This is a genomic window from Polaribacter tangerinus, from assembly GCF_038024095.1.
Lineage (GTDB): Bacteria > Bacteroidota > Bacteroidia > Flavobacteriales > Flavobacteriaceae > Polaribacter > Polaribacter tangerinus.
Genome location: NZ_CP150668.1, coordinates 1,136,930 through 1,156,845, shown reverse-complemented (window position 1 = coordinate 1,156,845; position 19,916 = coordinate 1,136,930). Strand labels below are relative to the sequence as shown.

The window sequence follows — 19,916 nt, the reverse complement described above, 5'->3', positions numbered from 1 at the left end:
AATTGATTGTAATTGAAAATAAACCGTTGAAAAATAGTATTTTTGAAATTGATTTCTATGGCTAAAGTAATGAAAAAACTTTCTTTTTACTTTTTACTACTACTATTTTTAGCAGCATGTAATGCAACAAAGCATGTAGCTAAAAAACAGTTTATGCTTTCAGAAAATACGGTATTTTTAGACAGTGTAAAAACCAAAGATATAACCCTGCAAAAGTACTTATTACAAAAACCAAATGCAAGTTTGTTAGGCATGCCAATAGGATTGTTTTTTCATAATTTAGGGAACCATGAAAAGCCAAAAACACCTTTTGAATGGGCACAAGAACATCCAAAGAAATATCAATTTATTAAAAATATTTTTTCAGAAAAGCAAAGTATCGCATATGCAAATTCATTTATTAAACTAAATAATTGGTTTTTAAATTATGACAAACCAGTTTTGTTAAGCCCTTCTAAAATTAAAAGAACAGAAGATAATTTGTGGGCTTACTACAAAACACAAGGGTACTTTAAAACCACTGTAAATTCTGAAATTGTAAAAGATACATTACGTAAAAAAGCGCAGGTACATTATTATGTAAATAGAGGAAAGCCTACTCTTTTAGATACTATAAAAATAAAAATTGAATCTCCTGTTTTAGATAGTATTTATAAAAATTCTGGAGCAGTTTCATTATTAAAATCTGGAGACCAGTACAACGATAAAACATTTAGAAATGAGGCTAACAATGTAGTAAAGTTATTTAAAAACAACGGAGTTTATCATTTTTCTGAGGCAGCATTAGGTTTTTATGTAGATTCTACGAGGGCAGATAATAAAACCAACGTAACTTTTTTAATTGCAAAAGATCGTTTTAAAGAAGAAAGAGGTAGTTACATTAAAAAAGATTACAAAGTTCACAAAATAAGAAATATAAATGTGCACACAGATTATACGTTTACTTTAAAAGATAAAAAGCCAACAGATACAGTTCTATACAAAGGGATTCGTTTTTTATCTCATGGAAAATTAAAGTACAATCCGAAATATTTAGCACAATCTATATTTTTTAAATCAGGAGATATCTACAAAGATACTTTAACAAATCTTACTAGAAATCATTTAAAATCACTTAAAAATTTTAAAACAACAAATATTACTTTTTCACCAACTACCGGTTTTGATGATGCTTTAGAAATGAATTTATTTTTGTCTCCGATAGAAAAATATACAACAGGTTTAGAATTAGAGTTTTCTCAATCTAACATAAGAAGTAGCGATATTGCTGCAAAATATTCTATTATTAATAGAAATGCTTTTCGAGGAGCAGAACTATTAAAATTGTCTTTTTCGGGTTCTTATTTTAATGCTCAGAATGGTCCGGGTTGGGAAATAGGAGCAGATGCTTCCATAGAAATTCCTAGATTTGTTGCTCCTTTTGGACTCAGCAAATTAGTACCAAAAAGAATGAATCCAAGAACCTTATTTTCTGTAGGTTCAAGTTTTCAGAAAAATATAGGTTTAGACCGACAAACATTTACTATTCAATCCGATTATAAATGGCAGTATAATTCCACAAAAACAATTCAATTAGAGCTTTTTAATACGCAATACATTCAGAATTTAAACGTAAATAGGTTTTTTAACATTTATAGATCAGAATATGCCAATTTAAATAATGTGGCACAAACCTATTACAACAACGTTAATAAAACGTTGAGCTTACCAAATGAGGCTGTAAGTTTTATGGATTTAGTAGCAGCAGACACTAATTTTAGAAGTTCAAATCCTACAGAATACAATACGGCTTTAAATATATTGAACAGGTATAATATTGTAACTTCAGATTTCTTAATACCAATTCTAGCCTATTCTTACACCTACAATAATCAGATAGATTTTAAAGATAATAATTTCTCTTTTTTTAAACTGCGTCTTGCAAATTCTGGTAATATTCTAGGACTTTTATCAAAAGAGTACAATACAAATAATAAGAAAACTTTGTTTAAAATACCATTGGCTCAATACTTTAAGGCTGATGTAGAATACAAGAAATTTTGGAATATTGGCTACAACTCAGTTTTTGGTATTCGGTCTTTTTTGGGAGCAATTTTAACTTACGATGGCTCAGATATTCCTTTTACTCGAAGTTATTTTGCAGGAGGATCTAATGATATTAGAGCTTGGCAAACCTATCAATTAGGTCCAGGAAGTAGAAATAGCGGTCTCGAATTTAATGTTGGAAGTTTAAAGTTTTTAACAAGTGCAGAGTATCGTTTCGATTTAACAGGAAGTTTAAAAGGAGCACTTTTTATAGATGCTGGTAATATTTGGGACATTTCTGGTTCTGAATTTGTAGACAAAGATGCTCGTTTCAGTAACATATCTTCACTAGAAAATATTGCAATTGGCTCGGGCGTTGGGGTACGTTATGATTTAAGCTTTTTTGTATTGCGTTTAGATGTTGGTTTTAAAACTTATGAACCTTATTTAGCAAGAAATAAGTGGTTTAAAAATTATAATTTTGGAAGTGCTGTGTACAATATAGGTATTAACTACCCTTTTTAATAGTTGTATAAACCTATAACGTTTTCGTTATTTTAAAGCTTCATCAACACAAAAAACAGCTAATTTTAGTACATTTGAACAGTTAAATTAATTATTTTAAAAAACAATACATGAGTCACAATATAAAGCCTGGAGTTGCAACAGGAAAAGAAGTTCAAGAAATTTTTAAACTTGCAAAAGAAAAAGGATTTGCACTGCCAGCTGTAAATGTTGTTGGTTCTAGTACAATAAATGGTGTTTTAGAAACAGCAAGAGATTTAAATGCACCAGTAATTATTCAGTTTTCTAATGGCGGTGCTCAGTTTAACGCTGGTAAAGGATTGTCTAACGAAAATGAAAAAGCAGCCATAGCTGGTGGTATTGCAGGAGCAAAGCATGTGCATGAATTAGCTCTTGCTTACGGGGTGCCTGTAATTTTACATACAGACCATTGTGCAAAAAAATTATTGCCTTGGATAGATGGTTTGTTAGATGCCTCTGAAAAGCATTTTAAAGAAACAGGAAAGCCTTTGTATAGTTCTCATATGATAGATTTATCTGAAGAGCCTCTAGAAGAAAACATCGAAATTTGTAAAACTTATTTATCTAGAATGAGTAAAATGGGAATGACTTTAGAAATAGAATTAGGTATTACCGGTGGTGAAGAGGATGGAGTAGATAATTCTGATGTAGATGTTTCTAAATTATATACCCAGCCAGAAGAAGTAGCCTACGCATATGAAGAATTATTAAAAGTATCTCCACAATTTACAATTGCAGCTGCTTTCGGTAATGTTCACGGTGTTTACAAGCCTGGAAATGTAAAGTTAACTCCTAAAATTTTAAAGAATTCACAAGAGTTTATAACAAAAAAATATGGTGTTGGTGAAAATCATATCGATTTTGTTTTTCATGGTGGATCTGGTTCTACACTTGAAGAAATTAGAGAATCTATAGGTTATGGAGTTGTAAAAATGAATATTGATACCGATTTACAGTTCGCGTTTTCTGAGGGAATTAGAGACTATATGCAAGAAAAAGCACTTTATTTAGCTACACAAATAGGAAATCCAGAAGGAGCAGAGTTGCCTAACAAAAAATATTACGACCCACGAAAGTGGTTGCGTTTAGGTGAACAAACTTTTACTGCGCGATTAAAAAAGGCTTTTGAAGATTTAAATAACGTAAACACCTTGTAGTATTTTAGTTAAATAAACTATGACTAAGCATCCTTGCGTTTGTAAGGATGCTTTTTTTGTAAAATGATAAATTTTTTAGTTTTTTTTGATGATTTATATATAATTATGGCCGATTTTATCGGTAATATTAATAGTATGATTATCACTTTTTTTACAATTACTTACTTTTTTTAGAATAATCACACAAATAACAAAGTATTTTTTATAAAAATTCTTTTACATTTGTAGCTCATTTTTTTATCAAATAAAATATATTTGATGCCCTAAATTATAAAAGAAACTAACAATATGGCTTGGTTTAAAAGAACAGATAAAGGAATACATACTTCTACAGAAGATAAGAAAGATACTCCCAAAGGATTGTGGTATAAAACTCCAAGTGGTAAAATTATAGACACAGAAGAGTTAAAGAGAAACTTATATGTGAGTCCGGAAGACGGTTATCATGTAAGAATTGGAAGTAAGGAGTACTTTGAATTATTTTTTGACGATAATAAGTTTACCGAGCTAAACGAAAAATTAACATCGAAAGACCCGTTGAACTTCGAGGATACAAAAAAATATCCAGATCGTTTAAAAGCAGCTCAAGAAAAAACAAAACTAAACGATGCTGTTAGAACAGCCGTTGGAAAATCTCTAGGGAAAGATATTGTTATAGCTGCAATGGATTTTGCATTTATTGGTGGCTCTATGGGTTCTGTAGTTGGAGAAAAAATTGCAAGAGCTATTGATTACGCTATCACCAACAAACTTCCTTTTTTAATGATTTCTAAATCTGGAGGCGCAAGAATGATGGAAGCTTCATTATCTTTAATGCAATTGGTAAAAACGTCTGCAAAATTAGCACAATTGGCAGAGGCTAAATTACCCTATATTTCTTTATGTACAGATCCTACAACTGGAGGTACAACTGCATCTTATGCAATGTTAGGAGATATTAATATTGCCGAGCCAAATGCTTTAATTGCTTTTGCAGGACCAAGAGTAGTAAAAGATACTACCGGAAAAGAATTGCCAGAAGGTTTTCAGAAATCTGAATTCGTTTTAGAACATGGTTTTCTAGATGCAATTTACGAACGTAAAGATTTAAAAAAGCAAGTAAATTTATACATCGATTTAATTGAGAATATTCCTGTAAGAGCTGTAGAAACAGCTTCTTCATAAAAAAAAGAAATAGATAAACATAGAAAAAGCCAGCATATGCTGGCTTTTTTATTTTTTGTAAAAAATGTATTTAAAATCTCCAACCAACATTTAAACCTATACGAGGAACTAAAACAGGAGAGTCGCTACCAAATAAATTTCTACCAACTCCAATATAAGCATCTATAACAAGACCACTTTCTGAGCTATATTTAGATCCCACAGCAACGCCCAAAGCGCCGTCGGTGTATTCTTTATAAGTATTTTCTGTTAAATTACTTGTTATTTCTTTTTTACCACTATTAATGCCTACAAAGCCTTCACCAAAAAAGTTCCATTGTGCTTCTGTTGTAAAATAATGACGAAAATATGGAGTAATCATCATGTTTTCGTTGTACCTAAAATCAACCTCTTGATTTGCTAAATTAAATAGTGCAGAAATACCGAAAGAATTTTCTGCTGTAATATAGTTTTCATATGAAAACTCTAAACTTCTAATAGCTAAAGCATCTGCAATATCAATTTTTATTTCTTGCTGAGAATAGCTAAAAGAACTAAGAAGTAAACAGCTTAAAAAGATTATTTTTTTCATTTTTTTATTTTTTAAAATCGATATCCAAGAGAAATTCCACCTCTGGTAATAATTCCGGTATCTAAAATTCTATTGTCGGAGTTATGGAATAAATTTCTACCTACACCAAGAAAAATTTCTGCAGTAAAACCAGATTTAATAATAAATTTTCCACCCACCGATATACCTAATGCAAAATCTGTTTCAGATTCAGTTTTTGTTGGGCCAGAATAGTAGTAGTACCTTTCTTTGTAGTGATTTAGCATTCCGAAACCTTCAACAAAATAACCTCTTGCATATCTTTTTTCTGAAAAAAACCATCGATAATAAGGTGTTAATGAGAATTTTTTAGGGAAATAAAGCTCGCTTTCAATATCTGCAAAATTGTAAAAAATGGCAATTCCGTATGAAGAGTCTTTATTTAAGAGTTTTTCGTAACTAACATCTATCGAAGAAAAAACTATTAAACTAAAAGCGTTTAGTTTAAGTTCATAATCTTTATCAATATCTTGTGGATATATTTTTTTTGTTTCTTTTTCTTGTGCAATCAACTGTAAACTACTTAATAAGAGTGCAATTGAGATGAGTAATTTTTTCATAAACTTAGAGATATTTACAAACATATCAAAAAAAAATAACCTACACTTAAAAAGTTGCTCTTAATTGAACACTACCCGTATGTATTGCTTTCGAAAGTTCACTTTTTCTACCTAAATAGCTAATATTTAAATGGAGAAAATCATTTAATTTTCTGTTAAACAGTAAGTTCCAAGTGTAATTATTACCTGCTTGTAAACCCTCTAACATTTGGTAAGCCACTGGTGTATTGGTATTGCCCTTAAAGCTATTTACAAATAAATTGAAATTTGCAGAAACTTGATTTTTTTTTCGGCCCATATAAAAATATTCAAGTCCTACTTTTTGTTGTTGTAGCTTTTCGAAATTAATTAATGTATTTACTTTATTCTTAAAGTGATAAAAGGCAGAAAAACGATTATTTTTATTGTATAAGAAACTTATTTTTGGTGTTATTTCTTCAGTTTTTATCCTGTAGTTTCTATTATTAAAGTTTTCGGTATCTAAATTATTTCGACCTTTTTTTACCATTGCTTCGAACAACCAAAAGTTAGCGAATTTATGAGCAAAATCTATTTGATGATTTTCTAATTTATTTTCTTGAGTTCCTATGATAAATTGTTGCTTATTTCTTAGTTTTCCATAGCTATATGTTAGGCTATATTTTTGAAGATTTCTATTTATAAATAAGCTATTTTTAATATTTAAATTTAAGCCAAGTAAGTTGTTTTCGTTAAAATTAAAAGGATTAAACTTAAAGGAATCTCCTATTCTTCTTTGTTCATTTTCGATGCTTAAAAAATGATCACTACTAAAATGAGATATTAATTTTTTTATTCCTTTTTTCTTTTTCCAAGGATAAAAATTAAAATTTAAAATTTGTTTATAAGTAGCTTTTTGAGTGGCAATAAATCGAATATTTGGTTTTGGAACTCTTAAATAGTTTGCTTGATCTTGAAATTCTGCTACCTCAAACTCATCAAAATCTTGCACTCCATCATTGTTATAATCTAACCAAGTATAAAAGCCTAAACCAGGAGCCGTTTTTATATAAATATATTCTTGCCGTGCAACATTGCCAGAAGATGTTTCATACACTGTCGAAGAGTTTACCAAATTGTTAAACAATTTTTGGTTGAAAGTTATCTTTGAGTTTAGTGATTTTTCATCTTCAGAAAAACTATTTTCTGTAGTTCTATAATTAGCAAAAATAGAAAGATTGGAATTTTTATTCTGTACTATCTTACTTGTTAAATACACTGTTTTACGGGTATTAATTTTTGTGAAAGATTCTTGTTTAATACTATCATTATCTCGATAATTATACCCTAATTTTGCAAAAACTCCTGCGGTATTTCCTACTCCGAAATAGCCTTCATATTCTTGAAACTGGTGACTCGTATTCACAAATTTTTTAGTAAGATTGTCTACTCTGCTATTGCGCTCTATGTTGGTAAATGCTCCAAACCAACCACCATCAAATTGCTGTTCTATATTGGTTTTTGCTACCAAAAAAGAATTTTTTTCGGTGCTTGAATTGTTGTTTAAATAAGATACATCTGCAGTTAAGAGCGTTTTCGAAAATTCCATTTTAGCAGTTACTTCATGCTTATTTCCGTTGTATGTATCTAAATAATTTAAATGATTAAACCGATACATTAAAAAATTATTCTGTGTGTCTTTTACTGTAAATGATGATTGAAAATAGTTTTTTGTAGCGTTGTTGGTTAATAAATTCCAATCTCTATTAAACTCTATAGATTCCCAGCGTTGTAGCGTTTTAAAATTTTTATGAGCATACTCGTGGTTAATATTGGTGGTGAACTGCCACTTTTTGTTAGTAATATGTTGTTCCCAGCCAACTTTTGCTGCGATAGCAGCATTTTCTTGATTATCAATACTAGAAAATAAATTTGCATCGTTATTACTAATTGCTATTTCAGATGATATTTTTGTGTTTTTATGTGGATTAAAGTCAGATTTTACAACAAAAATTTCTGCTTTGGTAGGTGCAATTAACCGAATTATCGGACTGTAATTTCCTAGGTTTACTCCAGCATATTTGTAAATGTTTCCTATGGCAGTATTTCTCTCTAAAATATAATTACCATTATTATTACCAACATTTGTAAAAGTAACAAAATACAAGATATCACTCGGATTTTTACTGTACTCGAAAATTTCTACAGCCCCATTTAGCGTTTTTTTATACAGTATTTTATTTTCATCAAAACTATCTAAAAAGGCACTTTCAAAAACCATTAAGTCTTTATTGTTTCCGGCATTTTTAAGGTTCTCTATTTGTTTTTCCGTTAATACTTGTTGTAAAGGTTGGTTTTTGGCATCTTTTTCACTGTAAAAAAAGCTACTAACTTTTAGTTTTTCACTTTCGTACTTTGCTTCTTCGTAGGTTACAAAACGCGTATAATTTCTATCGGAATACTGAAACTCTATAGTAATTCTCATATCGTTTGTAATGGGGTAAGTGGTGTTAAAAGTAATTTCACCCAAATTATAATCTATTAGATAGTCTTTGTTTTCGCCTCTATTAATTTTTAGTCCGTTTACATATACTTGTTCGCTTCCGGCAATAATTAAAATTGCGGGCTCATTATTTGCACCAAAAATTTTGTAAGGACCCTGATTTCCTTCTACACCCACAATTCTAAAATTGTTAAATTTACCTCGAACTACTGCTCCAGAGGCGCTTAATTGTAGCTTTTTATTAATTTTTGCTTGTACTTGTAAACCTGCGGCTTGCTTTTTAAAAGGAGCAAAAAAACTTGTGTTGTTTTCTAGTGATATGTCTCCAGCTTTTACCCGCCAATTTTCGGTATACATCTCTATAAATATTCTATCAAAGTCGGTAATGTTTTGTGAATATCCGTTCTCTTGAATAGGAATATTTGTATCCCAAATGCTCGCTTTTAAAGAAACTTTATCCGAAAGTTTTCCCTCTATTTCTAAATCTAGTGCAGCATTTGTTACAGCATTTTGATTGTTTCCAGAGGTAATTCCTCTAGAAATAAAACCTTTCGTTTTTAATCCTTCAAACAGTGCTATATTTTCACTTTTTTTATTGGTGGTAAGGCTATAAAGTTGACTGGTATAATTTCCATTTGGTACAATTAATTTCTTATCTAAACCTTTATAGGTCTTTGTTAAAAATTCTGGAAGTCTGAAGTACTTTATGGTAATTTCTGCATATTTTTTTGCAGAAATATACAGCGTTGCGTTGTTGTAATCTACTTGATATTCTTTGGAAGGAATGAGCTTACCTGAAGTATCAAAAATTTCAATTTTTTTTGGATTTATAGCTACAAAGTCAAATTTTAGCGTGTCGTTTTTTACCAGCATTTTTTTTGTTCTAAAATCTGATGAAAAGTTTTGAGAGTATACCGTTAATCCAATCAAAAAAAACAAGCTAAAAAGAATTTTATTTATCATATAAACTGTTATAAGATAAACGCAAAAAATATATTTTTAATATAATGGCATACATTAAAAAAGCGACTGTTGTTTAACAGGGTTTTCTAGTTCAAGTAACCATTTTTTTCGCCAAATACCTCCTGCATAACCTGTTAAAGAACCATCGGAACCAATAATTCTGTGACATGGAATAATAATCCATAACGGATTTTTACCATTGGCACTTGCAACTGCTCTAATTGCTTTTGGGTTTCCTAACTTTTTACTTTGTGCCAAATAGGTACATGTTTCACCAAATTTTATGGTTAATAAAGACTTCCAGACCTTTAGTTGAAACGCTGTTCCCTTCGGGTTTACAGTAAGGTTAAACTGTGTTCTTTTGCCACTAAAATACTCCTCTAACTGAATTACACACTCTTGCAAACAATTCGGCACCGATTGTTTTAGAAGAGAGTTGTCTACTTCATTTTCATCTAAAACAGCTACTTGTTGAATTCCGTTTTTATCACCAACAATTTTGGCTATTCCTATGGGTGTTTTGTAAAAAGTAGTAGCAGTTTTCAATGTGTTTTTAATTTTTAAATGCCAAATACGTCTTTAGAATTTTGAGTTGTTATTTTGGCAATTTCATCAACTGGAAGTTGGTAAATATCCGATAATTTTTCGATAACATACGTAATGTAACTACTCTCATTTCTTTTACCTCTAAAAGGTTTGGGCGCTAAATATGGTGCGTCTGTTTCTACAACAATATTTTGTAAAGATATTTCATTTAAAAATGTGTCTATTTTTCCATTTTTAAAAGTTACAACACCACCTATGCCAAGTTTCATGTTGTAAGAAATTGCTTTTAATGCTTGTTCTTTAGTACCAGTAAAACAGTGAAATATACCTTTCAAATTATCTCCTTTTTCTGCTTCTAGTATTTCAAAAATTTCATCAAAGGCATCTCTACAATGAATTACAATAGGTAGTTTTTTTTCTTTAGCCCATTTTATTTGAGTACTAAATGCTTCTTGTTGTTGTGTTAAAAAGCTTTTATCCCAATATAAATCGATACCAATTTCGCCAATGGCAAAAAAGTCTTTTTGATCAATCCACTTTTTTACGTGTGCCAGTTCATCAAGGTAATTTTCCTTTACATAAGTTGGGTGAAGCCCCATCATTAAAAAAACATCTCCAGGATAATTTTTTTCTAAAGAGAGCATTTTTTCTGTGTAAGAAGAATCTATTGCAGGTACAAAAAAACGAGATACACCTGCGTCTTTTGCACGTTGCATCATTAAATCTTGATCTTCATTATATTGGCTAGAGTATAAATGTGTGTGCGTATCTGTAATCATTTTAATCAAAAAATTTTAGCAAAACTACAAATAAATAGAGTCTTTATGTGCAGTTGTAAAACATTTTATAAAACGTACCTTTGCATAAAATTTTAGAAATGACTTTTAAAGATTTAGATTTATCAAATCAACTACAATATGGTATCGAAGATTTAGGTTTCGAGACACCAACGCCAATTCAAGAGCAGGCATTTTCTGTAGTAAGATCGGGTAAAGATGTTGTTGGAATAGCGCAAACCGGAACCGGAAAAACATTTGCCTACATGATGCCAATTTTAAGAGACTTAAAATTTTCTAAACAAAAGCATCCTAGAGTTTTAGTATTAGTTCCAACTAGAGAGTTGGTTTTACAAGTAGTAGATGAAATTGAAAAATTAGCCAAATATATAAATGTGCGAGTGTTAGGTGTTTATGGAGGCACTAATATAAACACGCAGAAACAAGCTATTTTACAAGGTCAAGATATTATAGTGGCAACGCCTGGTAGGCTCTATGACCTCGGTTTGAGTAATGCTTTAAAGTTAAAATCGATTCAGAAATTAGTAATTGATGAGGTAGATGTAATGTTAGATTTAGGATTTCGTTTTCAGTTGATGAATATTTTTGACATTTTACCAGAGCGCAGACAAAATGTATTGTTTTCTGCTACCATGACGGAAGATGTAAACGCTTTAATTTATGATTTCTTTAAAAATCCAGAAAAAATTTCAATTGCGGTAAGCGGAACTCCATTAGAAAATATTGCCCAAGTTTCGTATAACGTACCTAATTTTTTTACTAAAGTTAATTTGCTCAACTATCTTTTAAAAGACAAAGAAACATTTAGTAAAGTGCTCATATTTGTTGGTTTTAAAAGAACTGCAGATTTGTTGTTTAAGCATTTAGAAGAGGTTTATAATGATGAAATGTGTATTATTCACTCAAATAAAACTCAAAACTACAGAATCCGTTCTATTAGACAGTTCGACGAGGGTAAAAATAGAATTTTGTTAGCAACAGATGTAATGGCCCGTGGTTTAGATTTCGACAATGTATCTCATGTAATAAATTTTGATACGCCAGATTTTCCCGAAAACTATATGCATCGAATTGGTAGAACAGGAAGAGCAGAAAAAGAAGGAAAAACGATATTATTTTCTACGCCAAAAGAGCAAGAAAGTAAGATGGCAATTGAAGCATTAATGCAGTATGAAATTCCTGTTTTAGAACTTCCAGAAGCTATAGAAATCGCTACAATATTAACCGAAGATGAAAGGCCAAAGGAAGACCAAGGAATTTCTAAAAATAGAACCTCATTAGAGTACGTTCCAGGGCCAGCATTTCATGAAAAAAGTGAAAAAAATAGTAAGGTAAATAAAGGAGGTTCGTACAGAAGAGAAATTGCGGCTAAATATAAAAAGCCAAAAACTAGAGGAGATAAAAACTATAACAAACGCAATAAGAAAAAGAAGTAATAATGCAGATTTTAACAGCGCAAGAATTGCATAATTTAGGAATGAACATAGTCGGTAAAAAGTTAGAAGAAATGGGCTATGAATTTCAGGCAATAAATAGTCAATTAAAAAGGCATCCACAATTTGTTTTATTTAAAAAAGGGGAACCAACAATTTTTGTTTTGGTTAAAGTTTCAAATAACATTCAAAACCCAGATAGTTATGATACCGTTTGGATGGAAACTTTTAAAAATCACGCCATCAAACAAAATGCAAAAGTATGGTTTGCAGGAATAGGAATTGCCAATGCAGAGAGTGTAGAGAGTCCGGTTTTTAAAGACCAACCGTACTATGTTGCGTTTAACGACTTTATAAAGATAATAGCTTAATTAGTAATTATTTAAAAAGGTGCTGGAATTGTAAATGTTACTTTTTTGTGAGTTGTTGGGTGTGTAAATGAAATAAATTCGGCATGTAAATGAAGTCTTTGCTCTTTTTTTCCATATAAATCATCGCCTATGATAGGACAATTAAGGCCTAATTTATGAGCTGCATGAACTCTTAATTGATGAGTTCTACCAGTTATCGGAAAGAAGTGAATTCTAGTTTTATTTTTCTCCAACTGTACTACTTTCCATTTTGTTTTAGCTTCTTTACCATATTTAAAATCGACTAATTGTTTTGGTCTATCGTCTAAATCTACCCTCAAAGGCAACTCTATAACGCCCTCTTTTTTTGGTAAAGTTCCATTTAATAAGGCTACATAACGTTTCTTTACACTTCTATTAATAAACTGACTTTGTAGTATTTTATTAGCCTCTTTTGTTTTTGTAAGTATTAAAATACCAGAGGTAGACATGTCTAATCGATGCACAATTAATGGGCCTGTAGCTGTAGGGTATTTTTCTTTGATTCTTGTGTAAACAGCATCTTTAATTTCTTTGCCAGGAACCGTTAAAAATTCACTAGGTTTGTTTACTACAATAATTGCATCATCCTCATAAAGAATCTCTAAATTAACTGGTTTTTTTAAATTTTCTACCAATAAATTTGCATCCATTTTTATTCCTTTTAGCATGTGTGTAAGAATAGGCTTACATCTACTTTGGCATGCAGGATAAAAGTTTTTGTGTTTTCTTACAGCTTCATTAGGCGATTTTCCCCACCAAAACTCTGCCATACTTATTGGTTTTAAATTATTAGCAAAAGCATATTGTAAAAGCTTAGGCGCTGCACATTCTCCTGAGCCAGCAGGAGGCTTTACTGTAGGTTCATTAAAAATATCTAATAAGCTTTTTAGTTCTTTTTGTTGATTTAAAAAGGCATATTTACTAAATAAGGTTTGTTGTAAGTAAACAGATTTTTCTTTTCTAACTTTTTTTAGTCTCTCTATCTCTAATTGTGTGGATGTTATTTTTGATGTAAGATCTTCTATTTTTTGTTGATAGTATTCTTGTAGCTCTTTATACAAAAATTGATCGTTGTAACTTTCTTGTTTTAAGGTTTCTAATAAGTTATTAAAATCTTTAGGTTGTAAATTTTTTTCACCCTCTTTTTTTTTTTTTTTTCTGGCTATTTTTGCAAGTTTCATTTTTTTGCGTTGTAGCTCAAGTTGCGTATTACTTTTTTTGGTTTCCTTTTTAATAATTTTTTTTTGAGAGCAATAATATTCATCGTTTTTAAGCAACCACAATTGCCTATTTATTTCATCTATTTCTTGTTCGCCTTTTATATAAAAACTTCCTGTAGTTCTCATGTTAAAAACTGGAGGAACAAATTTTTCTGGGAGACTTTTATCAGCTAATTTTCCAGAAAAAGCAGCTAAATAGCCAATTTCTTTTTGCTGATTTTCTACTACTAAAACACCAAACATTTTACCAATAGCAGTATTTTTTTCTGCTTCTTTTTGTAAACCAAAATTGTGTTTAAAGTCTTTTTGAGAAATTAAATACTCTTGAAGTTCTTTAGCAGCAATTCTAGCAATACTACTGGGCTCGTAGTAAAACGGAAAAGTAAATTTTTCTGGCAGCGTTTCGTTTGCAATGTTTGTTTTAAATGTTAGAAAGTGCTTCACAGAATTAAGACTATTTTTTGGCAAAAATAGCTGATTTAAGATTAAAAAAAACCACTCTATAAAGAGTGGTTGTATAAATTTTCGATTTAAAATTATTTAGCATCTTGCTCTAATAAATCGAAAAACTGATTTAACTTAGGCATGATAATAATTTTAGTTCTTCTGTTTTTTGCTTTGTTTGCAGGAGAATCATTTGCAACCAAAGGAACATATTGGCTTCTTGCTGCTGCAATTAATCTAGCTGGCTGAACACCATATTTATATTGTAAAATTCGAGTAATAGAAGTTGCTCTTAAAGCAGATAAGTCCCAGTTGTCTTGAATAATAGTTCGTTTTATTGGCGTAGAATCTGTGTGTCCTTCTATCATCACTTCCATAGTTGGTTGGTCATTAATAACCTTAGCTATTTTTTCTAAAACAGTGTAGGCACCATCAGTTACATTGTAGCTACCACTTTTAAATAATAACTTGTCGGAAATAGAAATAAAAACAACTGTTTTTTCTACATTAACTTCTATATCTTTATCCTGAATACCATCGGTAAGATTTTTAGTTAAATGGTATTTAATAGCTAAATTCAAAGAATCTTTTTGAGTCATTGCTTCTCTTATACCATTAATATATTTGTCTTTCTCGCTCAATTGAGAAATTACATTTTTAATATTATCAGAAGAAGATTGAGTTAAAACAGTTAAGTTTTCTACTTGTTTTAAAGCTGTTTTTTTATCTTCTTGTAAGTATTTAACCTGCTCTGTTAATGCAAATACTTTTGCATCTTCTTTTTCTTTTTCAATTAAACATTTCTGTAAATTCGTTTTAACGGCTAGTAACTCTTCTTCAGTTTTTTCTTTAGCTGTTTGAAGTGCTACAAATTCTTTTTTAGAAACACATGAACTAAGCAAAACTGCTGATAATAAGATAAATGATATTTTCTTCATTATTTATAAACTTAATAATTAAATGGTTGATACAAATTTAACAAAAACGATTTATAAAAAGAATGAATTATCATTTTTTGTGAAAATTTTATACACTATTTTTGTTTTTAATAACTTTTATCTATGAAACTACTCAGAATCACCTCATTATTAACCATTTGTCTTATTTTTTTTTCATGTTCTTCACAGATAGCAACAAAAGATTATGTGTTAGAAGGAACTGTTTTTGGTACTACTTATAAAATTGTATATCTAGAGGGAAAAAAGAATTATCAGCCAGAAATAAACCAACTTTTTAACGCTATAAATGCCTCTTTGTCTACCTATATTCCAACGTCAGATATTAGTAAAATTAATCAAGGAGATACTAGTATTTCAGTAGATAGTTACTTTGAGGAAGTTTTTTATAAATCAAAAAAAATTTACAAAGAAACCGATGGTTACTTCGATCCTACAGTAGGTAATTTAGTAAATGCTTGGGGTTTCGGACCTAAAAACACTAAAGTAGATTTAACCAAACAGCAAGTAGCAGATCAAATGAGATTTGTAGGTTTGAATAAAGTTTCTTTGGTAGAGGGTAAAATAAAAAAACAATTTCCAGAAATATATTTCGATTTTAATTCTATTGCAAAAGGATATGGAATTGATGTAATTGCACGTTTTTTAGAACAAGAAAAGATTGCCAATTATTTAGTTGAAATTGGCGGTGAAATTAGAGTAAAAGGGAATAAAAAAGATGGGAGCTTATGGGCAATTAAAGTGGTAGATCCTGTAAAAAGTGATACAAATTCAGGATTTAAAAATATTACTTTAAAAAATAAATCGATGGCAACATCTGGCAATTATAGAAAATACCGATACTCTAAAACTGGAGAAAAATATGTACATACTATAAATCCTAAAACGGGTTTTGCATATGAAAGTAATTTACTTAGTGTGTCGGTAATTGCTAGTTTAGATTGTGCAGATGTAGATGCTTATGCAACTGCGTTTATGGCCATGGGTTTAGAAAAAACAAAAAATTTTGTTCTTAAAAACCCACATTTAGATGTTATTTTAATTTATGCTGATACTAATGGTGCTATTAATGAATACACTACATATACCCACTTTTAGGTATGTGCTATTATTGCAATAAATAATATTTTTGCTATATTGCAATTTAAGGGGTAAAAAAAAATAACATGAAAAAACTACTAACATTTTTATGCATTATTGCATACAGCTCATTCTATGCGCAATCTAACAAAGATATTGCAGCAGTTTATATAAATCGTTCAGAGGCCAAGGCAGGTAATTTAGAATGGGAGCAGGCCTTTACAGATTTTCAAAAGGCGTTGAGTTTTATGGATACCATAACCTCTCCTAGAGTTGCTAAACTTGGTGCAAGTATCGCTTTCGAAAGAGACGATTTAGAGGAAGCTCACCGTTATTTAAAGCAGTATTTTTTAGTTGTTAAGAATAAAAAAACAGAACAGTATTTAGAACAAGTAGAGTTTCTAGTAACAGTTAGAGATGAAATTGAGGCAAGAAGACTAGCTAAAGAAGAAGAAGAAAGACTACGAATAGCTAAAGAAAATGAGCTAAAACGAATTGATTCTTTAAAAACTATTTGGACAAATAAAGCAAGAAAACTTGGTGTTAATGCCGATAGTATTTATGCATTTAACAAAAAAGGATATGCATTATTTTCTAAGGACACCTATTTCGGAATAGTAAATGATAAAGCTGAAGTTGAAGCGGTTGCAGATGAATACAAAGCAGGTATAAGTTTTGAAGGTTTTATATTATTGTTAGACAAAAAAGTTACTCCAACCAAAATTTTCTATTTCGATACTAGCACAGGTAAAGGAGCTTTAATGCCGAGTCCAAATGATTTTAATACACTGTCTACGAATTACGGTTATGTTTCACTACCAAGAGAAAACGGCCGCCTGGTAACCTACCCAAACAATTCTTTTAAACCAATGGTTTATGATTTAAAACAACATAAAATAGTAAAGATTGGAAATTTAGAAGAAGTCTTAAGAGATTTAAAAAAGAACGACAGAATTAGAAAATATAACAAAGATGACGAGGTAAAGATTGATAAAGATTGGTATAAATTTGGCGGACATTTAGGGGGCGGAATTCACCCATTATATTTAGAAAACGACTACAAAGTATTTGCCTATTTATGTGCCATTGATGGTAAGGTTTTGTACACTGCAACTAATTTCGATTATATAGGAGCTTTTCATGGCAACAAATACCAAGCAATTAAAGCAGGTAAAGTTTCTTGGATTAATCAAAACGGAACAAAAGTTTCAAAAGCCAAAGACGCTTTTAAAGATTATAAAGGATCTTCTAAAATTTTAAAGTTAGAGGAAGGTGTTTTTCAAGTTTTAAAAGAAGGTAAATTTGTTAAAGGAAATGAGACACTAGAAAAATTACCAGATTTTTTAAATATTATCAAAAAATAAATTAGTAATCAATTTTTAGATAATATTTAAAAAATCATATGCATACATATGATTTTTTTTGGTTATTACACTTCTAAACTCATTCAAAAAACTAAGCTTTAGCATCAATATTTGTCCTTTTTACAAATTTCGGTTTTATACTTTGGTATTTTAAAAAGTAATTTAAGTATTATTTATTTACTTTTGTTAAGAACAATCCCCTTACCTAATACTAATGAAATGTAGATTATATTCTATTTTTATTACTTTTTTATTCTTGCTTTTTAGTAATAGTGTGTTGTCTAATACTTCAGACACCATTTATTACAAGCAGAAACTTATTGACCTAAAAATTCCTAATGCAGAGTATCGTTATACAAAATCATCTGCAGAAAAACTTATTGTTTATTGGAACTCTTTATATCCCGACGATAAGACAAATATGTACAATTATTTAAGCCACTTTAGATGGGCAAAAATATTAAAAGTACAATTTTTAGGAGCTAAAAAAACTACTCAAAAAAAGCTTACTACTCAATTGGCATTAGCGCTTGCAATTATATATCATAGGCAAACAAAGTTTGAGTTGGCAATACCTTATTTAAATTTTGTTTTAACAAACAAACAATTTATTTCTTCAGAACAATACGCCAACGTATTGCAACGATTAGAGCTGTCTTACCGATCTATTGGTAGTTTTGGAGAAGCAGTTGAAGTTAGAAAATTAAGAGTAAATAACGAAAATTCAAACAACTTTTGGGAACTATATAGTGTAGTTGGTATGCATGCCGAGGCCATAAACGACTTTAAGTTATTTGAAAAATTTCCTATAGAAAACGACTTTAATAAAATTACCTACTACAATAAATTAGGAATGCTTTTTTTAAATAATAAACAGATAGATAGTGCTCGTTATTATTTTAAAAAAATGGAAAGTCAGGCAGACTTTATAATTAAAAATGAAAACTATAAAGGCAAAAACTCCTACACAGAATATGTTAAAAGTTATTTTAAAAATTTGGCAATTTCTCAGCAAGGAGAGTGTTTGTTTTTAGATAAAAAATACAAGGAAGCAATACCAGTTTTAAAAACAGTGTTACCAGATTGCGATGAAATTAAAGAAGTAGATCAGAAAATTTTTAAATGGATGACTATTGCCAAGTCCTATAATGCCTTAAAAAGTAGTACTTTTTCTTTAGCATATTTAGATTCGATAAAACAGGCTAGTCAAAAAAAGCGAATTTTAGATTTAGAGCTAGATTGGTTTAAACAATATGCAATTGCCAATAAAATTGCTGGAAATGTTGCCGCTTACAATACCAATATGGAGCATTATTTTCAGTTTAAAGATTCCATAGATTTTATAAACCAGAAGAATCGCTCTTTATTAATGTTGGCCAAGTTTGATGTAACTCAGAAAAAGGAACTGCTACAAATAGAAAAAGCAAAATCTTTAAATTTAGAGTTAGAGGCTGTAAATAAGAAAAAAATTATCTTTTTTACTTCTTTAGCTATTGTTGCATTATTATTTGTTGTTTTTTTAGTTTACACCAATTTAAGATTACAAAAAAACGCAAAAGAAAAATTAAAGTTAAGTAATCAAAAGTTACTCAATTCATCAAAAAGAATAGAGAGCGAAAGTAAGAAAAACGAATTTTTACTGAAGGAAATACATCATCGAGTAAAAAATAATTTACAAATGATATCTAGTTTGTTATCACTGCAAAATAATAGCATACAGGTACCTGAATTAAATGAGGTTTTTAACGACAGTAAAAGAAGAATAAAAACGATGTCTTTGGTGCATCAACAATTGTATGAAAATGAAGATTATAGTACAATTTCATTACAAATATACCTTACAGAAATTGTTAGAAATACAATTGAGAGTTTTACTCGTCTAGAAAATGTAAAGCATCAAATAGCAACCCCTTTTTTAATGCCTATAGACAACGCAATGTTGGTGGGCTTAATAGTAAATGAAATTCTAACAAATGCTATAAAGCATAACAAAGAAAATGCTTTTTCTTTTAGTATTTATGGAGAGGAAGATAAAGGTAGTTACACTCTTAAAATAAAAGATACAGGTATTGGTTTTAATAAAAATGAAGAAAAAAACCAAGGGTTAGGCCTTCGATTAATTGAAATTTTAACACAACAGTTAGGAGCAAAACTAAGGTTAGAAACAGCATTAAATGAAGGAGTTTTATATACAATAACAAAAAATAATTAAACGCTTT

Annotated in this window: 15 protein-coding genes; 8 read left to right on the top strand and 7 right to left on the bottom strand. The window is 29.9% G+C overall.

Annotation, left to right across the window (positions count from 1 at the left end; all coding sequences use genetic code 11):
• The first annotated feature begins 57 nt into the window (after positions 1-57).
• The 3 genes from WHD54_RS05090 (at position 58) to accD (ending at position 4,892) form a co-directional block, all read left to right on the top strand.
• On the top strand, positions 58-2,550 hold the full coding sequence (locus tag WHD54_RS05090) for a BamA/TamA family outer membrane protein (protein WP_233130999.1): 2,493 nt from the start codon (positions 58-60) through the stop codon (positions 2,548-2,550).
• A gap of 110 nt (positions 2,551-2,660) precedes the next feature.
• A complete protein-coding gene (gene fbaA, locus WHD54_RS05085; RefSeq protein WP_088324061.1) occupies positions 2,661-3,728 on the top strand; it encodes a class II fructose-bisphosphate aldolase in 1,068 nt (355 codons plus the stop codon).
• A 288-nt stretch (positions 3,729-4,016) separates the two neighbouring features.
• Positions 4,017-4,892, top strand: a complete 876-nt coding sequence (accD, locus tag WHD54_RS05080) for an acetyl-CoA carboxylase, carboxyltransferase subunit beta (protein WP_088324062.1) — start codon at positions 4,017-4,019, stop codon at positions 4,890-4,892.
• Positions 4,893-4,962: 70 nt separating this feature from the next.
• Here accD and WHD54_RS05075 read toward each other — a convergent pair whose 3' ends face one another.
• Genes WHD54_RS05075 through WHD54_RS05055 form a run of 5 tightly spaced genes read right to left on the bottom strand, consistent with a single transcriptional unit; the run spans position 4,963 to position 10,790 of the window.
• The gene (locus WHD54_RS05075) at positions 4,963-5,463 is read right to left on the bottom strand and encodes a DUF3575 domain-containing protein (RefSeq protein ID WP_088324063.1); all 501 of its coding nucleotides are present in this window, start codon (positions 5,461-5,463) and stop codon (positions 4,963-4,965) included.
• A gap of 11 nt (positions 5,464-5,474) precedes the next feature.
• The gene (locus WHD54_RS05070; RefSeq protein WP_088324143.1) at positions 5,475-6,041 is read right to left on the bottom strand and encodes a DUF3575 domain-containing protein; all 567 of its coding nucleotides are present in this window, start codon (positions 6,039-6,041) and stop codon (positions 5,475-5,477) included.
• 46 nt (positions 6,042-6,087) lie between these two features.
• The gene (locus tag WHD54_RS05065) at positions 6,088-9,465 is read right to left on the bottom strand and encodes a hypothetical protein (RefSeq protein ID WP_088324064.1); all 3,378 of its coding nucleotides are present in this window, start codon (positions 9,463-9,465) and stop codon (positions 6,088-6,090) included.
• Positions 9,466-9,519: 54 nt separating this feature from the next.
• Complete coding sequence (locus WHD54_RS05060) at positions 9,520-10,011, bottom strand: methylated-DNA--[protein]-cysteine S-methyltransferase (RefSeq protein ID WP_088324065.1); 492 nt, start codon at positions 10,009-10,011, stop codon at positions 9,520-9,522.
• Between the two features lie 14 nt (positions 10,012-10,025).
• Positions 10,026-10,790 (bottom strand): TatD family hydrolase, encoded by a 765-nt coding sequence (locus WHD54_RS05055; protein ID WP_088324066.1) that lies wholly within the window; start codon positions 10,788-10,790, stop codon positions 10,026-10,028.
• A 98-nt stretch (positions 10,791-10,888) separates the two neighbouring features.
• On the opposite strand from WHD54_RS05055, the gene WHD54_RS05050 reads away from it, so the two are divergent.
• Both WHD54_RS05050 and WHD54_RS05045 read left to right on the top strand, forming a co-directional pair.
• Positions 10,889-12,244: a DEAD/DEAH box helicase gene (locus tag WHD54_RS05050; protein ID WP_088324067.1), complete on the top strand. Its 1,356-nt coding sequence runs from the start codon at positions 10,889-10,891 to the stop codon at positions 12,242-12,244.
• A 2-nt stretch (positions 12,245-12,246) separates the two neighbouring features.
• Complete coding sequence (locus WHD54_RS05045; protein WP_088324068.1) at positions 12,247-12,612, top strand: Na(+)-translocating NADH-quinone reductase subunit F; 366 nt, start codon at positions 12,247-12,249, stop codon at positions 12,610-12,612.
• A gap of 11 nt (positions 12,613-12,623) precedes the next feature.
• Here WHD54_RS05045 and WHD54_RS05040 read toward each other — a convergent pair whose 3' ends face one another.
• Positions 12,624-14,297, bottom strand: coding sequence for an RluA family pseudouridine synthase (locus WHD54_RS05040; RefSeq protein WP_088324069.1), 1,674 nt, complete (start codon positions 14,295-14,297; stop codon positions 12,624-12,626).
• Between the two features lie 92 nt (positions 14,298-14,389).
• Positions 14,390-15,235, bottom strand: coding sequence for an OmpA/MotB family protein (locus WHD54_RS05035; RefSeq protein WP_088324070.1), 846 nt, complete (start codon positions 15,233-15,235; stop codon positions 14,390-14,392).
• A 123-nt stretch (positions 15,236-15,358) separates the two neighbouring features.
• Between WHD54_RS05035 and WHD54_RS05030 the strand changes: the two genes are divergently transcribed.
• The 3 genes from WHD54_RS05030 to WHD54_RS05020 all read left to right on the top strand — a co-directional run bounded on the left by WHD54_RS05030 (position 15,359) and on the right by WHD54_RS05020 (position 19,909).
• A complete protein-coding gene (locus tag WHD54_RS05030) occupies positions 15,359-16,351 on the top strand; it encodes an FAD:protein FMN transferase (RefSeq protein ID WP_088324071.1) in 993 nt (330 codons plus the stop codon).
• Between the two features lie 68 nt (positions 16,352-16,419).
• Positions 16,420-17,697: a hypothetical protein gene (locus WHD54_RS05025; protein WP_088324072.1), complete on the top strand. Its 1,278-nt coding sequence runs from the start codon at positions 16,420-16,422 to the stop codon at positions 17,695-17,697.
• A 214-nt stretch (positions 17,698-17,911) separates the two neighbouring features.
• Positions 17,912-19,909: a sensor histidine kinase gene (locus tag WHD54_RS05020; RefSeq protein ID WP_088324073.1), complete on the top strand. Its 1,998-nt coding sequence runs from the start codon at positions 17,912-17,914 to the stop codon at positions 19,907-19,909.
• Positions 19,910-19,916 lie beyond the last annotated feature (7 nt).